Genomic DNA, 14501 nt, shown 5'->3' with positions numbered 1-14501 from the left:
CTCCGCATCGCTGGTCGGGCAGTTGCTCGTGCCGGCTCATCCCCGCACCCCCACGCGGACCCCGGTGAACCGGGCCGGCGCGGCCGGGTGCCCGGTGTGCCCGATCTGGCCGGGCTGGCCCTTGCCGCAGTTCGGCGTGCCCCAGGCGACCGACTCCGAGGACAGCATGTCCATCGACTGCCAGAACTTCGGGCCGATCCCGGTGTACGTGGGGTTGCGCAGCATCCGTCCGCGCCGGCCGTTCTTGACCTCCCAGCCGATCTCGCAGCCGAACTGGAAGTTGAGCCGGCGGTCGTCGATCGACCAGGAGCGGTTGATGTCCATCATGACGCCGTCGTCGGTCGCCGCGATGATCTCCTCCAGGGTGTGCGGGCCCGGCTCCAGGCCCACGTTGGTCATCCGGACCATCGGCAGCCGCGCCCAGCCGTCGGCGCGCACGCTGCCGGCGTAGTCGAGCCCGGCCATCGCGGCGGAGTCCCGGCCGGCCAGCACGCCCACCCAGCGGCCGTTGCGGACGGCGTCACGCTTGACCGCGGGCGAGCCCTCGTCGTCGTAGCCGAAGCTGCCCAGCGCGCCCGGGATCGTCGGGTCGATGGTGATGTTCATCAGGTCGGAGCCGTACCGCAGGGTGCCGAGCTGGTCCAGGTCGAGCCAGGAGGTGCCGGCGAACGCGGCCTCCCAGCCGAGGATGCGGTCGAGCTCGATGGCGTGCCCGACCGACTCGTGGATCTGCAGGGCGAGCTGCTCGCCGCCGAGGATCAGCGTGGTCTCGCCGGACGGGCAGAGCGGGGCGGTCAGCAGCGCCCGCGCCTCGTCGGCCATCCGGGCGGCGTTGTCGGTCAGGGCCAGCTCGTCGACCAGCTCCCAGCCGCGGGTGCCGTACTGGCCGCGGTGCGAGGGCCAGGAGCGGCGCTGGATCTCGCCGTCGCCGTACGCGCTCGCGGTGATGCCCGCGCCGCACTCGCGGATGTGCTGGTCGATGCGGTGACCGTCGCTGGAGGCGAACCACTTGCGGGTGTCCCAGATCTGGTAGATGCCCTCGGCCAGGTCGGCGCCCGCGTCGCGGGCCGCCGCGGTGGCGGCGACCAGCAGGTCGCCCTTGACCGACAGCGGCACCGAGAGCGGGTCGATCTCGCACCGGCTGGCCCAGCTGGCCGTGCCGGCGCCGGCCGGGACCAGATCGATCGCCGGGCCGGGGACGCGGGCGCTGGCGGCGGCGATCTCGGCGGCCCGGCGGCCGGCGGCGCGGGCGGCGGCGCCGGACAGGTCGGGCACGGCGTAGAAGCCCCAGCTGGAGCCGACCAGGGCCCGCACCCCGATGCCGGCGCTCTCGTCGGAGCTGAGGTCCTCGACCTCGCCGTCGCGGGCGCTCATGGTCTCGGTGCGCCGCAGCATCACCCGGGCGTCCGCATAACGGGCGCCGGCGTCCAGGGCGGCCTGGACCGCCGTGCCGGCCTCGTCGAAGTGATCCACGCTCATGCCCGAGACCCTAGGCGACCCCACCGACATTCTCTGCCCGTGCGCCGGGCAACGCCTCACATCGGGGACGCCGCCGCCGACCATAGGGCCATGGGACACCGACGATGCCGATGAACCGCCTGCCGGTGCTGGTGTCGCCGTACGGCGCCTTCGCGAACCTGGCCCTGCACGTGCACGACCTGACCATCCGGGGCCACCACACCGAGACCCTGCTCGCCGCCGACGAGGCGGAGGCGATCACGCTGGTGCTCGGCGACCGCCGGACCCACCGGGTCAGCCGGCTGGGCCGGATGTACGCGCTCAGCGCCCTGGGCCGGCTGGACGAGGCCCTGGTGATCGCCGAGGAGCTGACCGGCGAACGGACCGCAGTGCGTGGTCCCCGGGCCACCGACGCGAAGATCCTGGCCGACACCGCCGAGGTGCTGATCAACCTGGGCCGCATCGACGACGGGCTGCACTACGTCGCCCGGGCGATGGCCCTGCTCGACGTGGCGCCGCGCAAGGGCCTGCGGTACTTCTCGGCCATGTCGTCGCTGGGCGAGGCCGCCCGGGGCGCGGAGCTGTTCGAGCTCGCCGACGACGCCATGCGCCGCGGTCTGGAGTCGTTCGAGTCCCCGGACGACCTGTACCGGTCCGCTGCCGAGCTGACCCAGGCGGAGCTGTGGGTGGAGTGGGCGCTGCGGCTGGCCCAGGTGGGTCGCGGCGAGGAGGCGGCGGCGCTGATCGACAAGAGCGTCGCGGTGCTCGAGTTCTGGATCGACCAGGGCATCGACTCCCCGGTCGGGGTGGCGGTGCTGGCGGTCTGTCACGCCCGGACCGGCCGGCTCGCGGAGGCTCTCGGGCTCGTCGCGGAGCTGCTGCCCAGGATGCGCGACGCCGGCCAGCAGCACGAGGCCCGCCTGCTGCATCTCGCGCACGGCATGGCCCTGCGGGCCACCGGCGAGTGGCGGGCGGCCCGCCGGGAGTTCCGGGCCGGACTCGAACTCGCGGTCCTGCGGTCCCAGCGGCTGCTGTTCCAGTACGAGCTGGCGATGACCGCCGTCCTGGAATTCCCCGGCGACGCGACGCAGGCGGTGCTCGAGTCGCTGCGCAGCCACGTCGAGGCGCTCTGGCAGCTGCGCCTGGACCGGCGCACGATGCTGCGGCAGGCGTACCGGCGGGTGGAGCTGGAGGCGGCGCGGACCACGGCGGACCTCGCGGCCACCTCGGACGCGCTCACCGGGCTCGGCAACCGCCGGATGTTCGACCGCCGGATCGACACGGTGGCCGACGGCGGCTGCCTGCTGCTGATCGACGTGGACCGCTTCAAGGACATCAACGACCACTTCTCGCACGGCGTGGGCGACCGGGTGCTGGGCGAGATCGCGGCGGTGCTGCGCGCGCACTGCCGGCACGACAAGGTGGCGATCCGCTTCGGCGGCGACGAGTTCGCGCTGTTCCTGACCACCGGCGAGGACCAGGCCCGGCAGATCGCCGAGCGCATCCGGCGGGTGATCTCGGCCCGGGACTGGAGCACGGTCGCGCCGGGGCTGACGGTGACGCTGAGCATGGGCCTGGCGGCGTGCCGGAGCGGGGAGCCGGGGCGTGATCTCTACGACCGGGCGGACGCCCGCCTCTACACGGCGAAACGAGCCGGCCGCAACCAGCTGGCCGCTGCCTAGTCCGGCGGCAGCAATTCGTCGGGGACGAGGTCGGCAGTCAGAGGGGCGGCCAGATGCAGCACCTCGCCGGGCCTGGTGACGGAACGCTCGACGTAGTGGTTACCGGCCAGCTGATAGAGGTGCAGGGTGGCGCTGTCCTGCTCCACCAGCAGATACCACGGAATGCCGGCAGCGGCGTAGTAATGCATCTTGAGAACCTTGTCGGCGGAGGCGTTCGACGGCGAGACGATCTCGCAGATCAACACCACGGCCTCCGCGTCGATGACCAACTCCTTGAAGTTGATCTTCCTGGTGATCACCAGATCCGGGATCGGGATCCGTCCGGGCTGCAGCCGAACGTTGACTGCCTCATGGATGTGGAGGCCGGCATCGCGGGCCGCGTTCCGGAGCGCGAACTTGATCTCGCTGGCGATGTGCTGGTGCTGGGGTGTGGGGGCGGGGGTCACGTACAGGCTCCCGTCGAAAAGTTCGATGCGCTTGGATGTCTCGCCGAGCGCGAAGAACTCCTCCTCTGTCACCGGTGTTCCCCGGTCCAGGATGGCGGGCATCATGGTGCGAGTTTCCCACATCAATTCATGATCAGGCTAGTCACAGGTCAAGGCCCGTGACCCGGACGAGCTGCATCACCGACTGCTCCACGTACCCCTGGGCCGACAGCATGTTGCTGTGCAGCAGCCCCCGCTCCGGCTCCGCCACCAGGTAGCACGGAATCCGCGCCTGGGCGTACGCGTGCATCTTCAGCGTCCAGTCCACCGTCGCGCTCGCCGCGGAGGTGATCTCGCAGACCAGCCGGACCGACTGGGCCTCGACCAGCGGCTGGTCCAGGTCGATGGTGCCCGCGATGATCAGGTCCGGGACCGCGATCCGGCCCGGGCCCAGCCGCACCGGCACCCCGGAGATCACGTTCAGGTCCGTGCGGTTGGCCCGCAGCGCGTTGGCCAGCGCGTTCAGGATCAGCTGGTGCCGTGGGGTGTCCCGGGGGCAGGTCAGGACCCCGCCGTCCCACAGTTCCGTGCGCGCCGAGGTCTCGCCCAGCTGGAGGTAGTCGGACTCGGTCGTCGCCAGGGCTTCCATGGGCAGGCTGCGGCCGATCAGGGCTGACGTCATGCACACTCCCGGGTCACGAATGCGAGTTCTGCGGACAGGTCCCCGTGGGGGGAGATCAGCAGCGTCGCCGGCGGCGTGACGCTGTGGTGGTCGTACACGTCGGAGTTGTCGGCGCGGGTGCCCAGGTAGCGCTCGGCGTACGCGGGCGGCAGCGCGGTCCAGTCGGTGACCGGGTCGCGGGCCACGCCGCAGCGGAACAGGTCGGGGCGGCGGGTCAGGGCCAGCGCCGCCAGCCAGCCGCCGAGCCCGCGGCCGCGTACGGCGACCCGGCTCAGGTCCAGGTCGGGGTGCTTGCCGGTGAGGGCGTGCAGCGCGTCGATCTGGTCGGTCAGGGCCACGTCGGCCAGCCGGCGGTAGACCACCTTCTCGAAGCTGGGCGCGACTCCGGGCGTACCCCGGGTGTCGACGCTGACCACGGCGAAGCCGGCGTCGGCCCACCATTGCCGGTCCTGCCACGCCGCCGGGTCGGTGACCACCTGCTGGTGGCCCGGTCCCGGGCCGAGCTCCAGCAGGACCGGCAGCCGCGTGCCGGTGACGTGGCCGCTCGGATGGAGCACCGCCGAGGGCAGCCGGCGGTCGGTGACCCGGGCCAGCACCGGCCGGGGCTCGTAGGGCAGCGGCGCGGCCAGCGACGGCAGGGTCAGCACTTCGGCCGCGCCGCGGATGACCGTCAGGTCGAGGACCAGCACGTCGCCGCCGACGGCCGCGGTGTGCCGGCCCGGCGCCGTGGTCAGCCGGCGGGCGCTCGCGCCGCCTCCGGCCAGCGCCGTGCGGACGGCGAAGACGTGCTGCTCGGACGGTTCGCCGTCGGTGCCCTCGACGATCAGCTCGGGGCCGCCGGACGGGCGGGGCAGCACCCCGACGACCCGGCGGACGTACAGGCCCGGCGGGGTGATCAGGCTGCCGTCGGCGAACAGGCAGCGGGCGTCGAAGCCGTCGTGGGCCAGCTCGCCGCCGACCAGGACGCGGCCGTCGGGCAGCTGCCGGGGCGTGCCGGGCACGGGCTCCACCCACCGCGCGTCGGCCAGCTCGGCGTGCACCTGGGTCTCGCCGGTACGCGGGTCGACGGAGAGCACCAGGCCGTGCTGCTGGGTCCGGCGCAGCACGGTGATCAGGGCGTTGCCCGGGCCGCGCCAGTGCACGTCGACCAGGTACGGGTACGTCTCGCGGTCCCAGTGCACGTCGACCCAGCCGCCGTACAGGTCGAGCAGGTGCAGGCTCGACGACCGGCCGGCGCCGCGTACGGCCAGGATCCGGCTCCCGTCCGGGGCCCACCACCAGCCGCGATCGCGGCCGAACTCGGCGGCCACCGGCCCCGCCACGCCCCAGGACACGCCGCTGCCCGGCTCCCCGGCCAGCAGCTGATCGTCACCGTCGGTGACCACTCGCAGGCAGCCGTCGGCGGTGACGTAGCCGATGTGCCGCCCGGCCGGGTCGGGGCGCGGGTCCCGCACCGGCTCCGCGGTGGCGATCCGGCCGGCGGTGGAGGAGTGCAGCTGTCCCTCGTACGCCCAGGCCAGCACGTCGAGCGTGGCCGACCCGGCGTACGAGTCGACCGGCCCCGGCGCGATCTCGGTGAGGGCGCCGGTGGCCACGTTGAGCACCCACAACGCCGCCGCGGGGTCGTACGGGCCGGCGGAGCGCAGGAAGGCCACCCGCGCGCCGTCGTCACCGACCGTCAGGGCGTGCGGGGCGCCGAAGCGGAACCGGCCGGTGCGGTCGGAGAGTTCGGGATACTCCACGCTGACCAGCATCGCTGATCGACGGCCCCTCGCGCCCGGCAAACCGCACACGCGGAGCCGCGGAGCGCTCCCGCGTAGAGTTGCGCGCGTGACGAACGCCCTGCCCGCACGCCGCCTCATGCTCGTGCACGCCCATCCCGACGACGAGGTGACCGGCACCGGCGCCACGATGGCCCGGTACGCCGCCGAGGGCGCCGGGGTGACCCTGGTGACCTGCACGCTCGGTGAGGAGGGCGAGATCCACGTGCCCGAGCTCGCGCAGCTGGAGGCGCGCCAGGCCGACCAGCTCGGCGGCTGGCGGATCGCCGAGCTGCGGCGGGCGTGCGCCGCGCTCGGCGTCACCGATCACCGCTTCCTCGGCGGCGCGGGCCGCTATCGCGACTCCGGGATGATGGGGCTGGAGACCAACAACCACCCCCGGGCCTTCTGGCGGGCGAACCTCGACGAGGCGGCCGGGCACTGCCTGGAGATCATGCGGGAGGTACGCCCGCAGGTGCTGATCACGTACGACGAGAACGGCTTCTACGGCCACCCGGACCACATCCAGGCGCACCGGGTGGCGATGCGCGCGGCGGAGCTGGCCGAGGCCGAGGGGTTCGGGCCGGAGAAGATCTACTGGACCGCCATGCCGCTGAGCGTGCTGGAGGGCGGGATGGAGGCCTTCCAGGGCATGGACGACAACCCGTTCGCCGACGTGCAGAACGTCGAGGACCTGCCGTTCGGGCACCCGGACGACGAGATCGCCGCCCGTATCGACGGCACGGACTTCCACGAGCGCAAGGTGGCCGCGATGCGCGCGCACGCCACCCAGATCCCGGACAACTCCTGGCTGTACGGCATCGCCGGCGACTTCGGCGGCGAGTTCATGGGCGTGGAGTACTTCACCCTGGTCAAGGGCGAGCGCGGCGAGGTGAGCGGCCCCCACAAGTGGGAGGACGACCTGTTCAGCAACGTGGTGGGACGATGACGACCGAGGCGCCCGCGGTGTCCGCGCCCGCCGACGAGCTGCCGCCCGCGCCGCCGAGCCGGGCGCTGGAGGTCGTGGTCCGCGCGGCCGGCCTGGCCCTCGCCGTGCTGGCGACGGTGCTCACCGCGGCCCTGGAGATCTTCCTGTCCCCGCTGCGGCTGGGCGGGGTGCCGGTCGGTGCGGCCATCCTGCTGGCCGCGGTGGCCAACGTGGCGATCTCCTGGTTCGCCGTGACCACGGTGGGCCGGCGCTGGGCGCTGGCGCCGCCGTGGACGGTCTGGACCCTGATCATGTTCTTCGCCGCCGGGACGCGGACCACCGAGGGCGACTATCTGATCAGCGGCGAGGACTGGGTGGCGCTGGTGATGATCCTGGTCGGGAGCCTGACCTTCGCCGCGTACACCTACAAGTTGATATTGCGGCGCCCGCCTGTCACAAAGCAGTGACGGCCGCTCGTGTCGATTGTCGGTGTCCGGCCGTGGCCTGCACACTTGCGCCGTGTTCGCCTCTGAGACCCCGACCGGCCAGCCCCCCACGACGGTGATTCCGCCGGCCGGGCCGGCCGCGGAGAGCCCGGTCAGCCGCAAGCGGATCGTCGCGGTGGGCGCGGCGGCCGCCGTCCTGCTGGCCGGCGCCGGCGCGGCCGCGTGGGCCTACGCCGGCGACGTCCCCCGCGGCACCCGCATCCTCGGCGTCGACCTGGGCGGCAAGTCCCGCAGCGAGGCCGAACGGGCACTGACCGAGGCGATCGGCCCGCGCACCGGCGACCCGGTGGCCGTCGACCTGGACGGGGAGAAGTTCTCGATCGAGGCCGCCGACCTGGCGCTGCGGCTCGACGTCGACCTCAGCGTCGGCCGGGCGATCAAGGGCCGTCCACGGCTGACCGGCGAGCGCACGGTGCCGCCGGTGATCGAGCTGGACGAGGCGAGGCTCGAGGAGGCGCTGCGCGCGCGGCTCGACCCGGCCCGGATCACGCTGAAGAAGCCGGGCATCGTCTTCGCCGGGCTGACGCCGAAGCCCACGTACCCGGCGACCGGGCGGAACCTGGACGTGGCGGCCGCCGCGACCGCGGTCCGGCGGGCCTGGCTCGCCGGCGGCACCGCCACCGTCACCCTGGTGTCCCGGCCGCCCGCCACCAGCCGGGAGCAGGTCGACGCCCTGGTCGCCGACCTGGCCACCCCGGCCGTCGCGGCCCCGGTCACCGTGACGGTGGGGGACAAGTCGCTGACGCTGAGCCCGCGGGCCATCGCCCGGGGCCTGGTCTTCCGGGCCGACGACAACGGCCTGCTCACCCCGGCCATCGACGGCGGGAAACTGCACGCCGCGGCGGCCCGGGAGTTCGCGGCGGTGGAGCGGGAACCGGAGCAGGCGACGATCACGGTGGCCGGCGGCCGGCCGAAGATCCTGGCCGGCACCCCCGGCGACATGGTCGACCTGGCCCGGCTGGGGCCGGCCCTGCTCGCCGTGCTGCCCGACCCGGCGCCCCGCACGGTCGCGGCGGTGCTCTCCCGGCAGGAGGGCGCGACCACCGAGGACGACCTGGCCGAGCTGGGCGTCAAGGAGAAGGTGTCGACCTTCACCACCTACTTCACCGGCGGCAGCCGGTCGCCGCGGAGCCAGAACATCATGACCGTGGCCCGGGCGGTGGACGGCGCCGTGGTGCGGCCCGGCGCGACGTTCTCGCTCAACGGGCACACCGGCGAGCGGAACTACGCGGCCGGCTACCGGGACGCGCCGGTCATCGTGGGCGGCCGGCTGGAGCCCGGCGTCGGCGGCGGGGCCTCGCAGTTCACCACCACGCTGTTCAACGCCGCCTACTACGCGGGCCTGGAGGACGTCGAGCACAAGCCGCACTCGTTCTACTTCTCCCGCTATCCGGCGGTCATCGAGTCGACGATCTTCTACCCGACCCTCGATCTCAAGTTCCGGAACACCACGCCGTACGGGATCCTGATCGACACGTCGTACACCAGCAGGTCGGTGACCGTGTCGATGTGGAGCACCAAGGTCTACGACAGCGTCAGGACCGTCCGCAGCCCGCGCCGCACCATCACCTCGCCGCCGACCGTCTACCGCGAGCCCGGCCCGAAGTGCATCACCAGCAGCGGACTTCCCGGTTTCACCCAGGACGCGTGGCGCGTCATCCGCAAGGACGGCAAGGAGGTGGCGCGCGAGAAGTTCACCTGGCGCTACGATCCCGAGCCTAGATTCATCTGCGGCGCGAAGCCGTAGCAGTCCGGGCACGTCCGGGGAGGACGCATGAGGCAGCGTTGGGTGCGGATCGCTCTGTTGGCCGCGGCTCTGTTCGCGATCAACGTGATCGCGCGGGTGGTGAGCCGCATCTGGTTCAACGACGACGACACGGCCCAGAACAGGGTCTCGCTCGTCATGTTCGCGGTGATCGGCATCGTGCTGGCGGTGGTCACCTTCGTCCGCGCCCAGCGGGTCCCGCCCAGCAGCTGGCTGCCCGACCTGGCCGCCGCGGCGATCGGCGGCATGCTGCTGACCATCCTGGTCGGGCCGTTCGTCAGCGGTGACAGCCCGTTCGCGGCCGGCGCCGGCAACTTCTTCTCGCAGGTGTGGCTCTACGGCGGCTTCGCCATCGTGGGCACGCTGCTCGGCTACTGGATCGCCACGATGCTCGGCCGGGACTACCGCTCCAAGTCGCTGGCCGCCTTCGCCAAGGCCAAGCTGACCAAGCCGCGCCGGGTCGTCCGCCGCTAGACCGGCGCCTCGCGGGTCAGGTAGGTGTGGTGGGTGGCGAAGCCGAGCCCCTGGTAGAGCGCGACGGCGGCGGTGTTGCGCTCCTCCACCTGCAGGTAGGCCCGCACGCCGCCGCGCTGGACGGCCCACTGCGCCACCGCGCGCATCAGGTGCCGGCCCAGGCCGCGCCGGCGGGCCGCCGGCGCGGTCTGCACCAGCGAGACGCCGAGCCAGCGCCCGGGGGCGGGGCCGGTCACCGCGCCGCGGGCGACGGCGAGCAGGTCGCCGTGCTCGTCCTGGACGGAGGCGAAGACCACGTCCGGTACGGCGGTGAGAACGTGCCGGGCCGCGGCGGGCAGCTGACCCTTGTGCGCCGAGACCATCGCCAGCCAGGCGTCCGTGGGGGAGTCGGCGAGCTCCACCGGGGGCAGGTCGCGGCGGGCGCCGACGTCGGTGATCAGCGACTGCACGGCGCCGGTCTGCACCAGCACCAGGGGGCGCGCGGTCCAGCCGCGGGCGTCGAGGGCGGCGTTGACCGGGGCGGCCAGCGGCATCGGCGTGTTGATCATGGGCTGCTGGCCCTTGGTCGCGTACCACTGCTCGACGGCGTCGATGGCGGCCTCGAGCGTGCGGTCCGGGTCGCCGACCGCGAGGGCGGCGTTGGCCCGGCCGGTCCAGTTCTCCGCCGCGCGCAGGATCCAACCGCCCAGGCGGGCCTGCGTGGGGGCCGGCCAGGCGTCGTTCGCGGCCAGCTCGAGGGCGATCACGTCGGCGGCGGGCGGGCGGCGGGCGGGCGGCACCCGCTTGGCCCGGTGCACCTCCCGCAGCGGTACGCGCAGAGTGCCCTGGGCGGTGGCGAGAGTGAGTTCCGTCTCGGTCAACTCGACGAGCTCGCCGAGCGCGTCCGTGAAAAGTGGGCGATCCTGGGAAACGCCTACAATTCGGCGGACCACCACCCGGTGTCCCACATCCTGCCGTCGGAGCACGTGCCACCTCCTCCCGGCGAGATACTAGGCTCTGCCCGTAACGCCGCGGTGTCCCGCGGCGTGGCTCTGGAAGGGAAAGACCGTGACCTACATCATCGCTGAGCCCTGCGTCGATGTGCTCGACAAGGCATGCATCGAAGAGTGCCCGGTCGACTGCATCTACGAGGGCAACCGGATGCTCTACATCCACCCCGATGAGTGTGTCGACTGCGGAGCCTGTGAGCCGGTCTGCCCGGTGGAGGCCATCTTCTACGAGGATGACGTCCCGGAGCAGTGGAAGGAGTACACCAACGCGAACTACGAGTTCTTCGAGGATCTCGGTTCGCCCGGTGGCGCCTCCAAGGTCGGCAAGATCGACAAGGACACCCCGTTCGTGACGGCGCAGCCGCCGCGCGGGGACGCGCACTGACCGTGCTGTCGGCCTCGCTGCCCGACTTCCCGTGGGATCTGCTGCAGCCCGCCAAGCAGGTTGCGGCGGCGCACCCGGACGGCATCGTGGACCTGTCGATCGGCACCCCGGTCGACCCGGTCCCGCCGGTCATCCAGGCAGCGCTGGCCGGCGCGGCCGACGCGCCCGGCTATCCGCTCACCGCCGGCACGCCGGCGCTGCGCGCGGCGATCGCCGGCTGGCTGGCCCGCACCTGCGGCGCCACCGGCCGGCCCGGCGTGCTGCCCACGATCGGGTCCAAGGAGCTGGTCGCCTGGCTGCCGACGCTGCTCGGGGTCGGCCGCGGTGACGTCGTGGTCATCCCGGCCGTCTGCTACCCCACGTACGAGGTCGGGGTGCGGCTGGCCGGCGCCGAGGTGGTCCGCTCGGACTCGCTGGTCGCCCTCGGGCCCGACCCCCGGGTGAAGCTCGTCTGGATCAACTCGCCGTCCAACCCGACCGGCCGCGTGCTGCCGGTCGACCACCTTCGCAAGGTGGTCGACTGGGCCCGCGAGCGCGGCGCGGTCGTGGTCAGCGACGAGTGCTACCTGACGCTGGGCTGGGACGAGACGCCGGTGTCGGTGCTCTCCGACGAGGTCTGCGGCGGCGACTACACGGGCATCGTCTCCGTGCACTCGCTCTCCAAGCGCTCCAACCTGGCCGGCTACCGGGCCGGCTTCGTCGGCGGCGACCCGGCCCTGGTCGGCGAGCTGCTGGCGGTCCGCAAGCACGCCGGCATGATCGTGCCCGCTCCCGTGCAGGCGGCGATGGTGGCCGCCCTGGGCGACGAGTCGCACGTGACGGCCCAGCGGGCGCTCTACGCGGCCCGCCGGGAGTCGCTGCGGGAGGCCCTGCTCAAGGCCGGTTTCGAGATCGAGCACTCGGCGGCCGGGCTCTACCTCTGGGCGACCCGCGGCGAGGAGTGCTGGACGACCGTGGACTGGCTGGCCCAGCGCGGCATCCTGGCGGCGCCGGGCGCCTTCTACGGCCCGGCCGCGGCCCGGCACGTACGGGTCGCGCTGACCGCCACCGACGAGCGCGTCGCGGCGGCGGTCGCCCGCCTCACCGCCTGACCGTCGCCGGTCGCTCGGCCCCCCACGTATCGCTCGTGGTCGCTACGCTCGTGGCGTTGTGACGGCGCGGCTACGGGGAGGTTTGTCGTGGGCGAACCAGGCATCAATGTGGAGACCGGCGGGCTGACGAAGTTCGCCGCCGACGTCCGCGCGGACGTCGACTTCATCACCGGGCCGGCCGTGGGTCGGGCCACGATGCCGCTCGACAGCGTGCCGTTCGGCGCGCGGAACGCCGGCGGCGGCGTGCACGCCGCCAAGCAGCGGTACGCCCGCAGCCTGAGCGCGTCGACCGAGAACCTCGGCAACTTCCTGGCCGCCGCCCGGTTGCTCGCCGCCGCCGCGGCGAAGGTGGCCGCCGAACTCGACGCCAGCGACGCCCGCTCGGCCGCGGGCACCAAGCGGGTCGAGCAGGCCATGTTCGCGGCGGCCGAGGAGGCGCGGCTGGCCCGGCTCGCCGCCGAGCAGGCGGCCCACCCGAGCCACCCGGGCGGCCGGGCGGTGGCGCTGTGAGTGAGCCGGTGCCGACCAGCAGCTGGTGCACGGCCTGGGGGTCGTACAACACGCCCCGGCTGTGGGCGATGGTCAAGGACGAGGACGATCCGGAGGCCTGGCGCCAGGTCGCGGCCTGGGGCGCCATCTCGGGCGCGATGAAGGACCAGCGGGCCCTGCTGCTCAAGGCCCGCGACGACCTGGCGGCCGCGTGGCCGCCGGAGCAGAACGAGTCGGCGGCCGCCTTCGTCGGCGAGGTCGACAAGCTGATCGCCCGGATGGACGCGGCCCGCACCGAGGCCGACGACACGGCGACCGGCCTGGCCAACATCCTGGAGGCGCTGCGCCAGGCGAAGCAGCACATCGAGCCGCTCTGGCAGCAGTACCGGCAGAAGAGCGACGACCTGGTCCCGGCGTGGTGGGACAACGCCGAGGACGAGCTGGACGAGCAGGCCCGCGCGCACATGATCACGGCCGAGCAGATCGTGCAGGACAACGTGGCCCGGCTGCGGGTCCCGGACCCGTACGCCCTCGAGCCGACGGACCCGCGCTACCAGCCGGTCCCGTTCTCCGACGACGACGGCCGGGGCGGCGCGCCGGCGGGAGCCGTGGGCGCGGGCGCGGCGGCCGGCGCCCGGGCGGGCGGCGGGGTGACCGTGCCCGTGCCGCACGATCCGGTGCCGCCGCTGCCCGGCCATGAGCCAACCGTCCCGGAGGGTCCGGCGGGCGCCGGCATCGTCGGCGGCGGTCCGGGCCTGGCCGGGGTCATCAATCCGCCGGTGGCCGGCCCGCCGCCGGTCGCCGCACCGCCCGGGGGTGGCGTGCTTCCGCCCGGAGGCGGGGGCGGGCCAGGGTTGGTGCCGCCTGTTCCGCCGATCGTCGGCCCCGGGGCCGGTGGCGCCGGGCCGGGCGGGCCGCGCGGCCGGGTTCCGGGGGTACGGGGGCCCGGCGTGGGCGGTGAGCCGGGGCTGGGCGTCGGCGGTGGTGGCGGGACAGCCGGCGCCGGCGCGGGCGGTTCGGGTGCTGGTGGGCTGGGCGCGGGAGGCCTCGGCGGGGTCGGCCGGGGTGCGCGACCCGGTGCGCGTCCCGGTGCTGCCGGCCGTCAGGCGCTGCCGTCCGGCGCGGTCATCGGGGAGTCGGTGGCCGGTGGGGGCCGGGGCGGGCCCGGTGGTCCGGGGCGTGGCAGTGCCGGCGTGGGCGGGCCCGGCGTGGGCGGTCCGGGTGGTGTCGCGGGGCGTGGCGGCGCGGCCGCCGGGCGTGGCGGGGCCGGTCCGGGTGGTCCGGGTGGTGTCGCCGGTCGTGGCGGTGCGGGCCGGGGCGGCGCAGGCGCCGATCGTGGGGGCGTGGGCCGGGGTGGCGGCGCAGGTTTTGATCATGGTGCTGCGGGTCGGGGCGGCGGCGCAGGCGGCGGCCGCGGTGGCGCGGGCCGGGGCGGCGGTCCGGGCGGCTTCGAAGGGCGCGGCATGATCGGCCGGACGGCTGGTCAGGGGCGGGGGAACGAGCCGGTCCGGCCGCCTCGGCCGTCCTGGCTGCCGGACGAGCCGGTCGGGGCGGGCCGCGCGGCGGGCAACCCCGGCCTGCCCGGCCTGGCCGGCGGCGCGCGTGGCGATCGCCGTGCGCGCGACGGTGAGCAGACCTATGACCCGGACAACCCGTGGCAGGTCGCGGAGGGGGTCGACCCGGTGATCGCACCCGGGGCGGACACCGCCGGACACGACCCGGGCCCCAACGTCATCGGGTGGCGCGGGTGACGCCGACCCGGCAGCGGGCCGGCCGCGATCGGCGAGCACGGTGAGCCGGAACGGGAAGGCCGCCCGCGCGCTCCGGTCGGCGGGCCGGGTTGGGCGGCCGGCCGAGGCCGTCCGGT

Annotated in this window: 14 protein-coding genes; 9 read left to right on the top strand and 5 right to left on the bottom strand. The window is 74.1% G+C overall.

Annotation, left to right across the window (positions count from 1 at the left end; translation table 11 throughout):
- Positions 1 to 36 precede the first annotated feature (36 nt).
- Positions 37 to 1473 (bottom strand): TldD/PmbA family protein, encoded by a 1437-nt coding sequence (locus Ani05nite_RS17730; RefSeq protein ID WP_377880759.1) that lies wholly within the window; start codon positions 1471 to 1473, stop codon positions 37 to 39.
- A gap of 116 nt (positions 1474 to 1589) precedes the next feature.
- Here Ani05nite_RS17730 and Ani05nite_RS17725 point away from each other — a divergent pair, with 116 nt between their 5' ends.
- On the top strand, positions 1590 to 3140 hold the full coding sequence (locus Ani05nite_RS17725) for a GGDEF domain-containing protein (protein WP_239130151.1): 1551 nt from the start codon (positions 1590 to 1592) through the stop codon (positions 3138 to 3140).
- On the opposite strand, the gene Ani05nite_RS17720 is transcribed toward Ani05nite_RS17725, so the two are convergent.
- Genes Ani05nite_RS17720 through Ani05nite_RS17710 form a run of 3 tightly spaced genes read right to left on the bottom strand, consistent with a single transcriptional unit; the run spans position 3137 to position 6001 of the window.
- On the bottom strand, positions 3137 to 3691 hold the full coding sequence (locus Ani05nite_RS17720; protein WP_203769630.1) for a Uma2 family endonuclease: 555 nt from the start codon (positions 3689 to 3691) through the stop codon (positions 3137 to 3139). The genes Ani05nite_RS17725 and Ani05nite_RS17720 overlap by 4 nt on opposite strands.
- Before the next feature lie 37 nt (positions 3692 to 3728).
- On the bottom strand, positions 3729 to 4247 hold the full coding sequence (locus tag Ani05nite_RS17715; protein ID WP_203769629.1) for a Uma2 family endonuclease: 519 nt from the start codon (positions 4245 to 4247) through the stop codon (positions 3729 to 3731).
- Positions 4244 to 6001, bottom strand: coding sequence for a prolyl oligopeptidase family serine peptidase (locus Ani05nite_RS17710; RefSeq protein WP_377880736.1), 1758 nt, complete (start codon positions 5999 to 6001; stop codon positions 4244 to 4246). Before Ani05nite_RS17710 ends, Ani05nite_RS17715 begins: the two co-directional genes overlap by 4 nt.
- Before the next feature lie 106 nt (positions 6002 to 6107).
- Between Ani05nite_RS17710 and mshB the strand changes: the two genes are divergently transcribed.
- From mshB to Ani05nite_RS17690, 4 genes are read left to right on the top strand one after another with little or no spacing between them, the layout of a single operon-like run.
- On the top strand, positions 6108 to 6956 hold the full coding sequence (gene mshB / locus Ani05nite_RS17705; protein WP_203769747.1) for an N-acetyl-1-D-myo-inositol-2-amino-2-deoxy-alpha-D-glucopyranoside deacetylase: 849 nt from the start codon (positions 6108 to 6110) through the stop codon (positions 6954 to 6956).
- Positions 6953 to 7402 carry a hypothetical protein gene (locus tag Ani05nite_RS17700; RefSeq protein WP_203769625.1) on the top strand — a complete coding sequence of 150 codons (450 nt, stop codon included), beginning with the start codon at positions 6953 to 6955 and terminating at the stop codon, positions 7400 to 7402. Before mshB ends, Ani05nite_RS17700 begins: the two co-directional genes overlap by 4 nt.
- A gap of 52 nt (positions 7403 to 7454) precedes the next feature.
- A complete protein-coding gene (locus Ani05nite_RS17695) occupies positions 7455 to 9188 on the top strand; it encodes a VanW family protein (RefSeq protein WP_203769623.1) in 1734 nt (577 codons plus the stop codon).
- 27 nt (positions 9189 to 9215) lie between these two features.
- Positions 9216 to 9680 (top strand): hypothetical protein, encoded by a 465-nt coding sequence (locus tag Ani05nite_RS17690; RefSeq protein ID WP_203769621.1) that lies wholly within the window; start codon positions 9216 to 9218, stop codon positions 9678 to 9680.
- Here the strand turns inward: Ani05nite_RS17690 and Ani05nite_RS17685 are convergent.
- A complete protein-coding gene (locus Ani05nite_RS17685) occupies positions 9677 to 10645 on the bottom strand; it encodes a GNAT family N-acetyltransferase (RefSeq protein WP_203769619.1) in 969 nt (322 codons plus the stop codon). The genes Ani05nite_RS17690 and Ani05nite_RS17685 overlap by 4 nt on opposite strands.
- 82 nt (positions 10646 to 10727) lie before the next feature.
- Between Ani05nite_RS17685 and fdxA the strand changes: the two genes are divergently transcribed.
- The 4 genes from fdxA (at position 10728) to Ani05nite_RS17670 (ending at position 14385) form a co-directional block, all read left to right on the top strand.
- Positions 10728 to 11054 (top strand): ferredoxin, encoded by a 327-nt coding sequence (gene fdxA, locus Ani05nite_RS41150; protein WP_239130150.1) that lies wholly within the window; start codon positions 10728 to 10730, stop codon positions 11052 to 11054.
- A 2-nt stretch (positions 11055 to 11056) separates the two neighbouring features.
- On the top strand, positions 11057 to 12145 hold the full coding sequence (gene dapC / locus Ani05nite_RS17680; RefSeq protein WP_438845473.1) for a succinyldiaminopimelate transaminase: 1089 nt from the start codon (positions 11057 to 11059) through the stop codon (positions 12143 to 12145).
- A gap of 87 nt (positions 12146 to 12232) precedes the next feature.
- A complete protein-coding gene (locus Ani05nite_RS17675) occupies positions 12233 to 12655 on the top strand; it encodes a hypothetical protein (protein ID WP_203769615.1) in 423 nt (140 codons plus the stop codon).
- Positions 12652 to 14385 carry a hypothetical protein gene (locus Ani05nite_RS17670; protein ID WP_203769613.1) on the top strand — a complete coding sequence of 578 codons (1734 nt, stop codon included), beginning with the start codon at positions 12652 to 12654 and terminating at the stop codon, positions 14383 to 14385. Before Ani05nite_RS17675 ends, Ani05nite_RS17670 begins: the two co-directional genes overlap by 4 nt.
- The last annotated feature ends 116 nt before the right edge of the window (positions 14386 to 14501 follow it).

Source organism: Actinoplanes nipponensis, from assembly GCF_016862275.1.
In the GTDB taxonomy this organism is placed as follows: domain Bacteria; phylum Actinomycetota; class Actinomycetes; order Mycobacteriales; family Micromonosporaceae; genus Actinoplanes; species Actinoplanes nipponensis.
Note: the sequence above shows the minus strand (reverse complement) of the source record. Positions and strands in the feature narration are given on the sequence as shown.

Coding starts and splice junctions, on each gene's coding strand:
- Ani05nite_RS17715 (WP_203769629.1), bottom strand. CDS start 4,247: ATGACGTCAGCCCTGATCGGCCGCAGCCTGCCCATGGAAGCCCTGGCG.
- Ani05nite_RS17710 (WP_377880736.1), bottom strand. CDS start 6,001: ATGCTGGTCAGCGTGGAGTATCCCGAACTCTCCGACCGCACCGGCCGG.
- Ani05nite_RS17690 (WP_203769621.1), top strand. CDS start 9,216: ATGAGGCAGCGTTGGGTGCGGATCGCTCTGTTGGCCGCGGCTCTGTTC.
- Ani05nite_RS17720 (WP_203769630.1), bottom strand. CDS start 3,691: ATGATGCCCGCCATCCTGGACCGGGGAACACCGGTGACAGAGGAGGAG.
- mshB (WP_203769747.1), top strand. CDS start 6,108: ATGCTCGTGCACGCCCATCCCGACGACGAGGTGACCGGCACCGGCGCC.
- Ani05nite_RS17725 (WP_239130151.1), top strand. CDS start 1,590: ATGAACCGCCTGCCGGTGCTGGTGTCGCCGTACGGCGCCTTCGCGAAC.
- Ani05nite_RS17700 (WP_203769625.1), top strand. CDS start 6,953: ATGACGACCGAGGCGCCCGCGGTGTCCGCGCCCGCCGACGAGCTGCCG.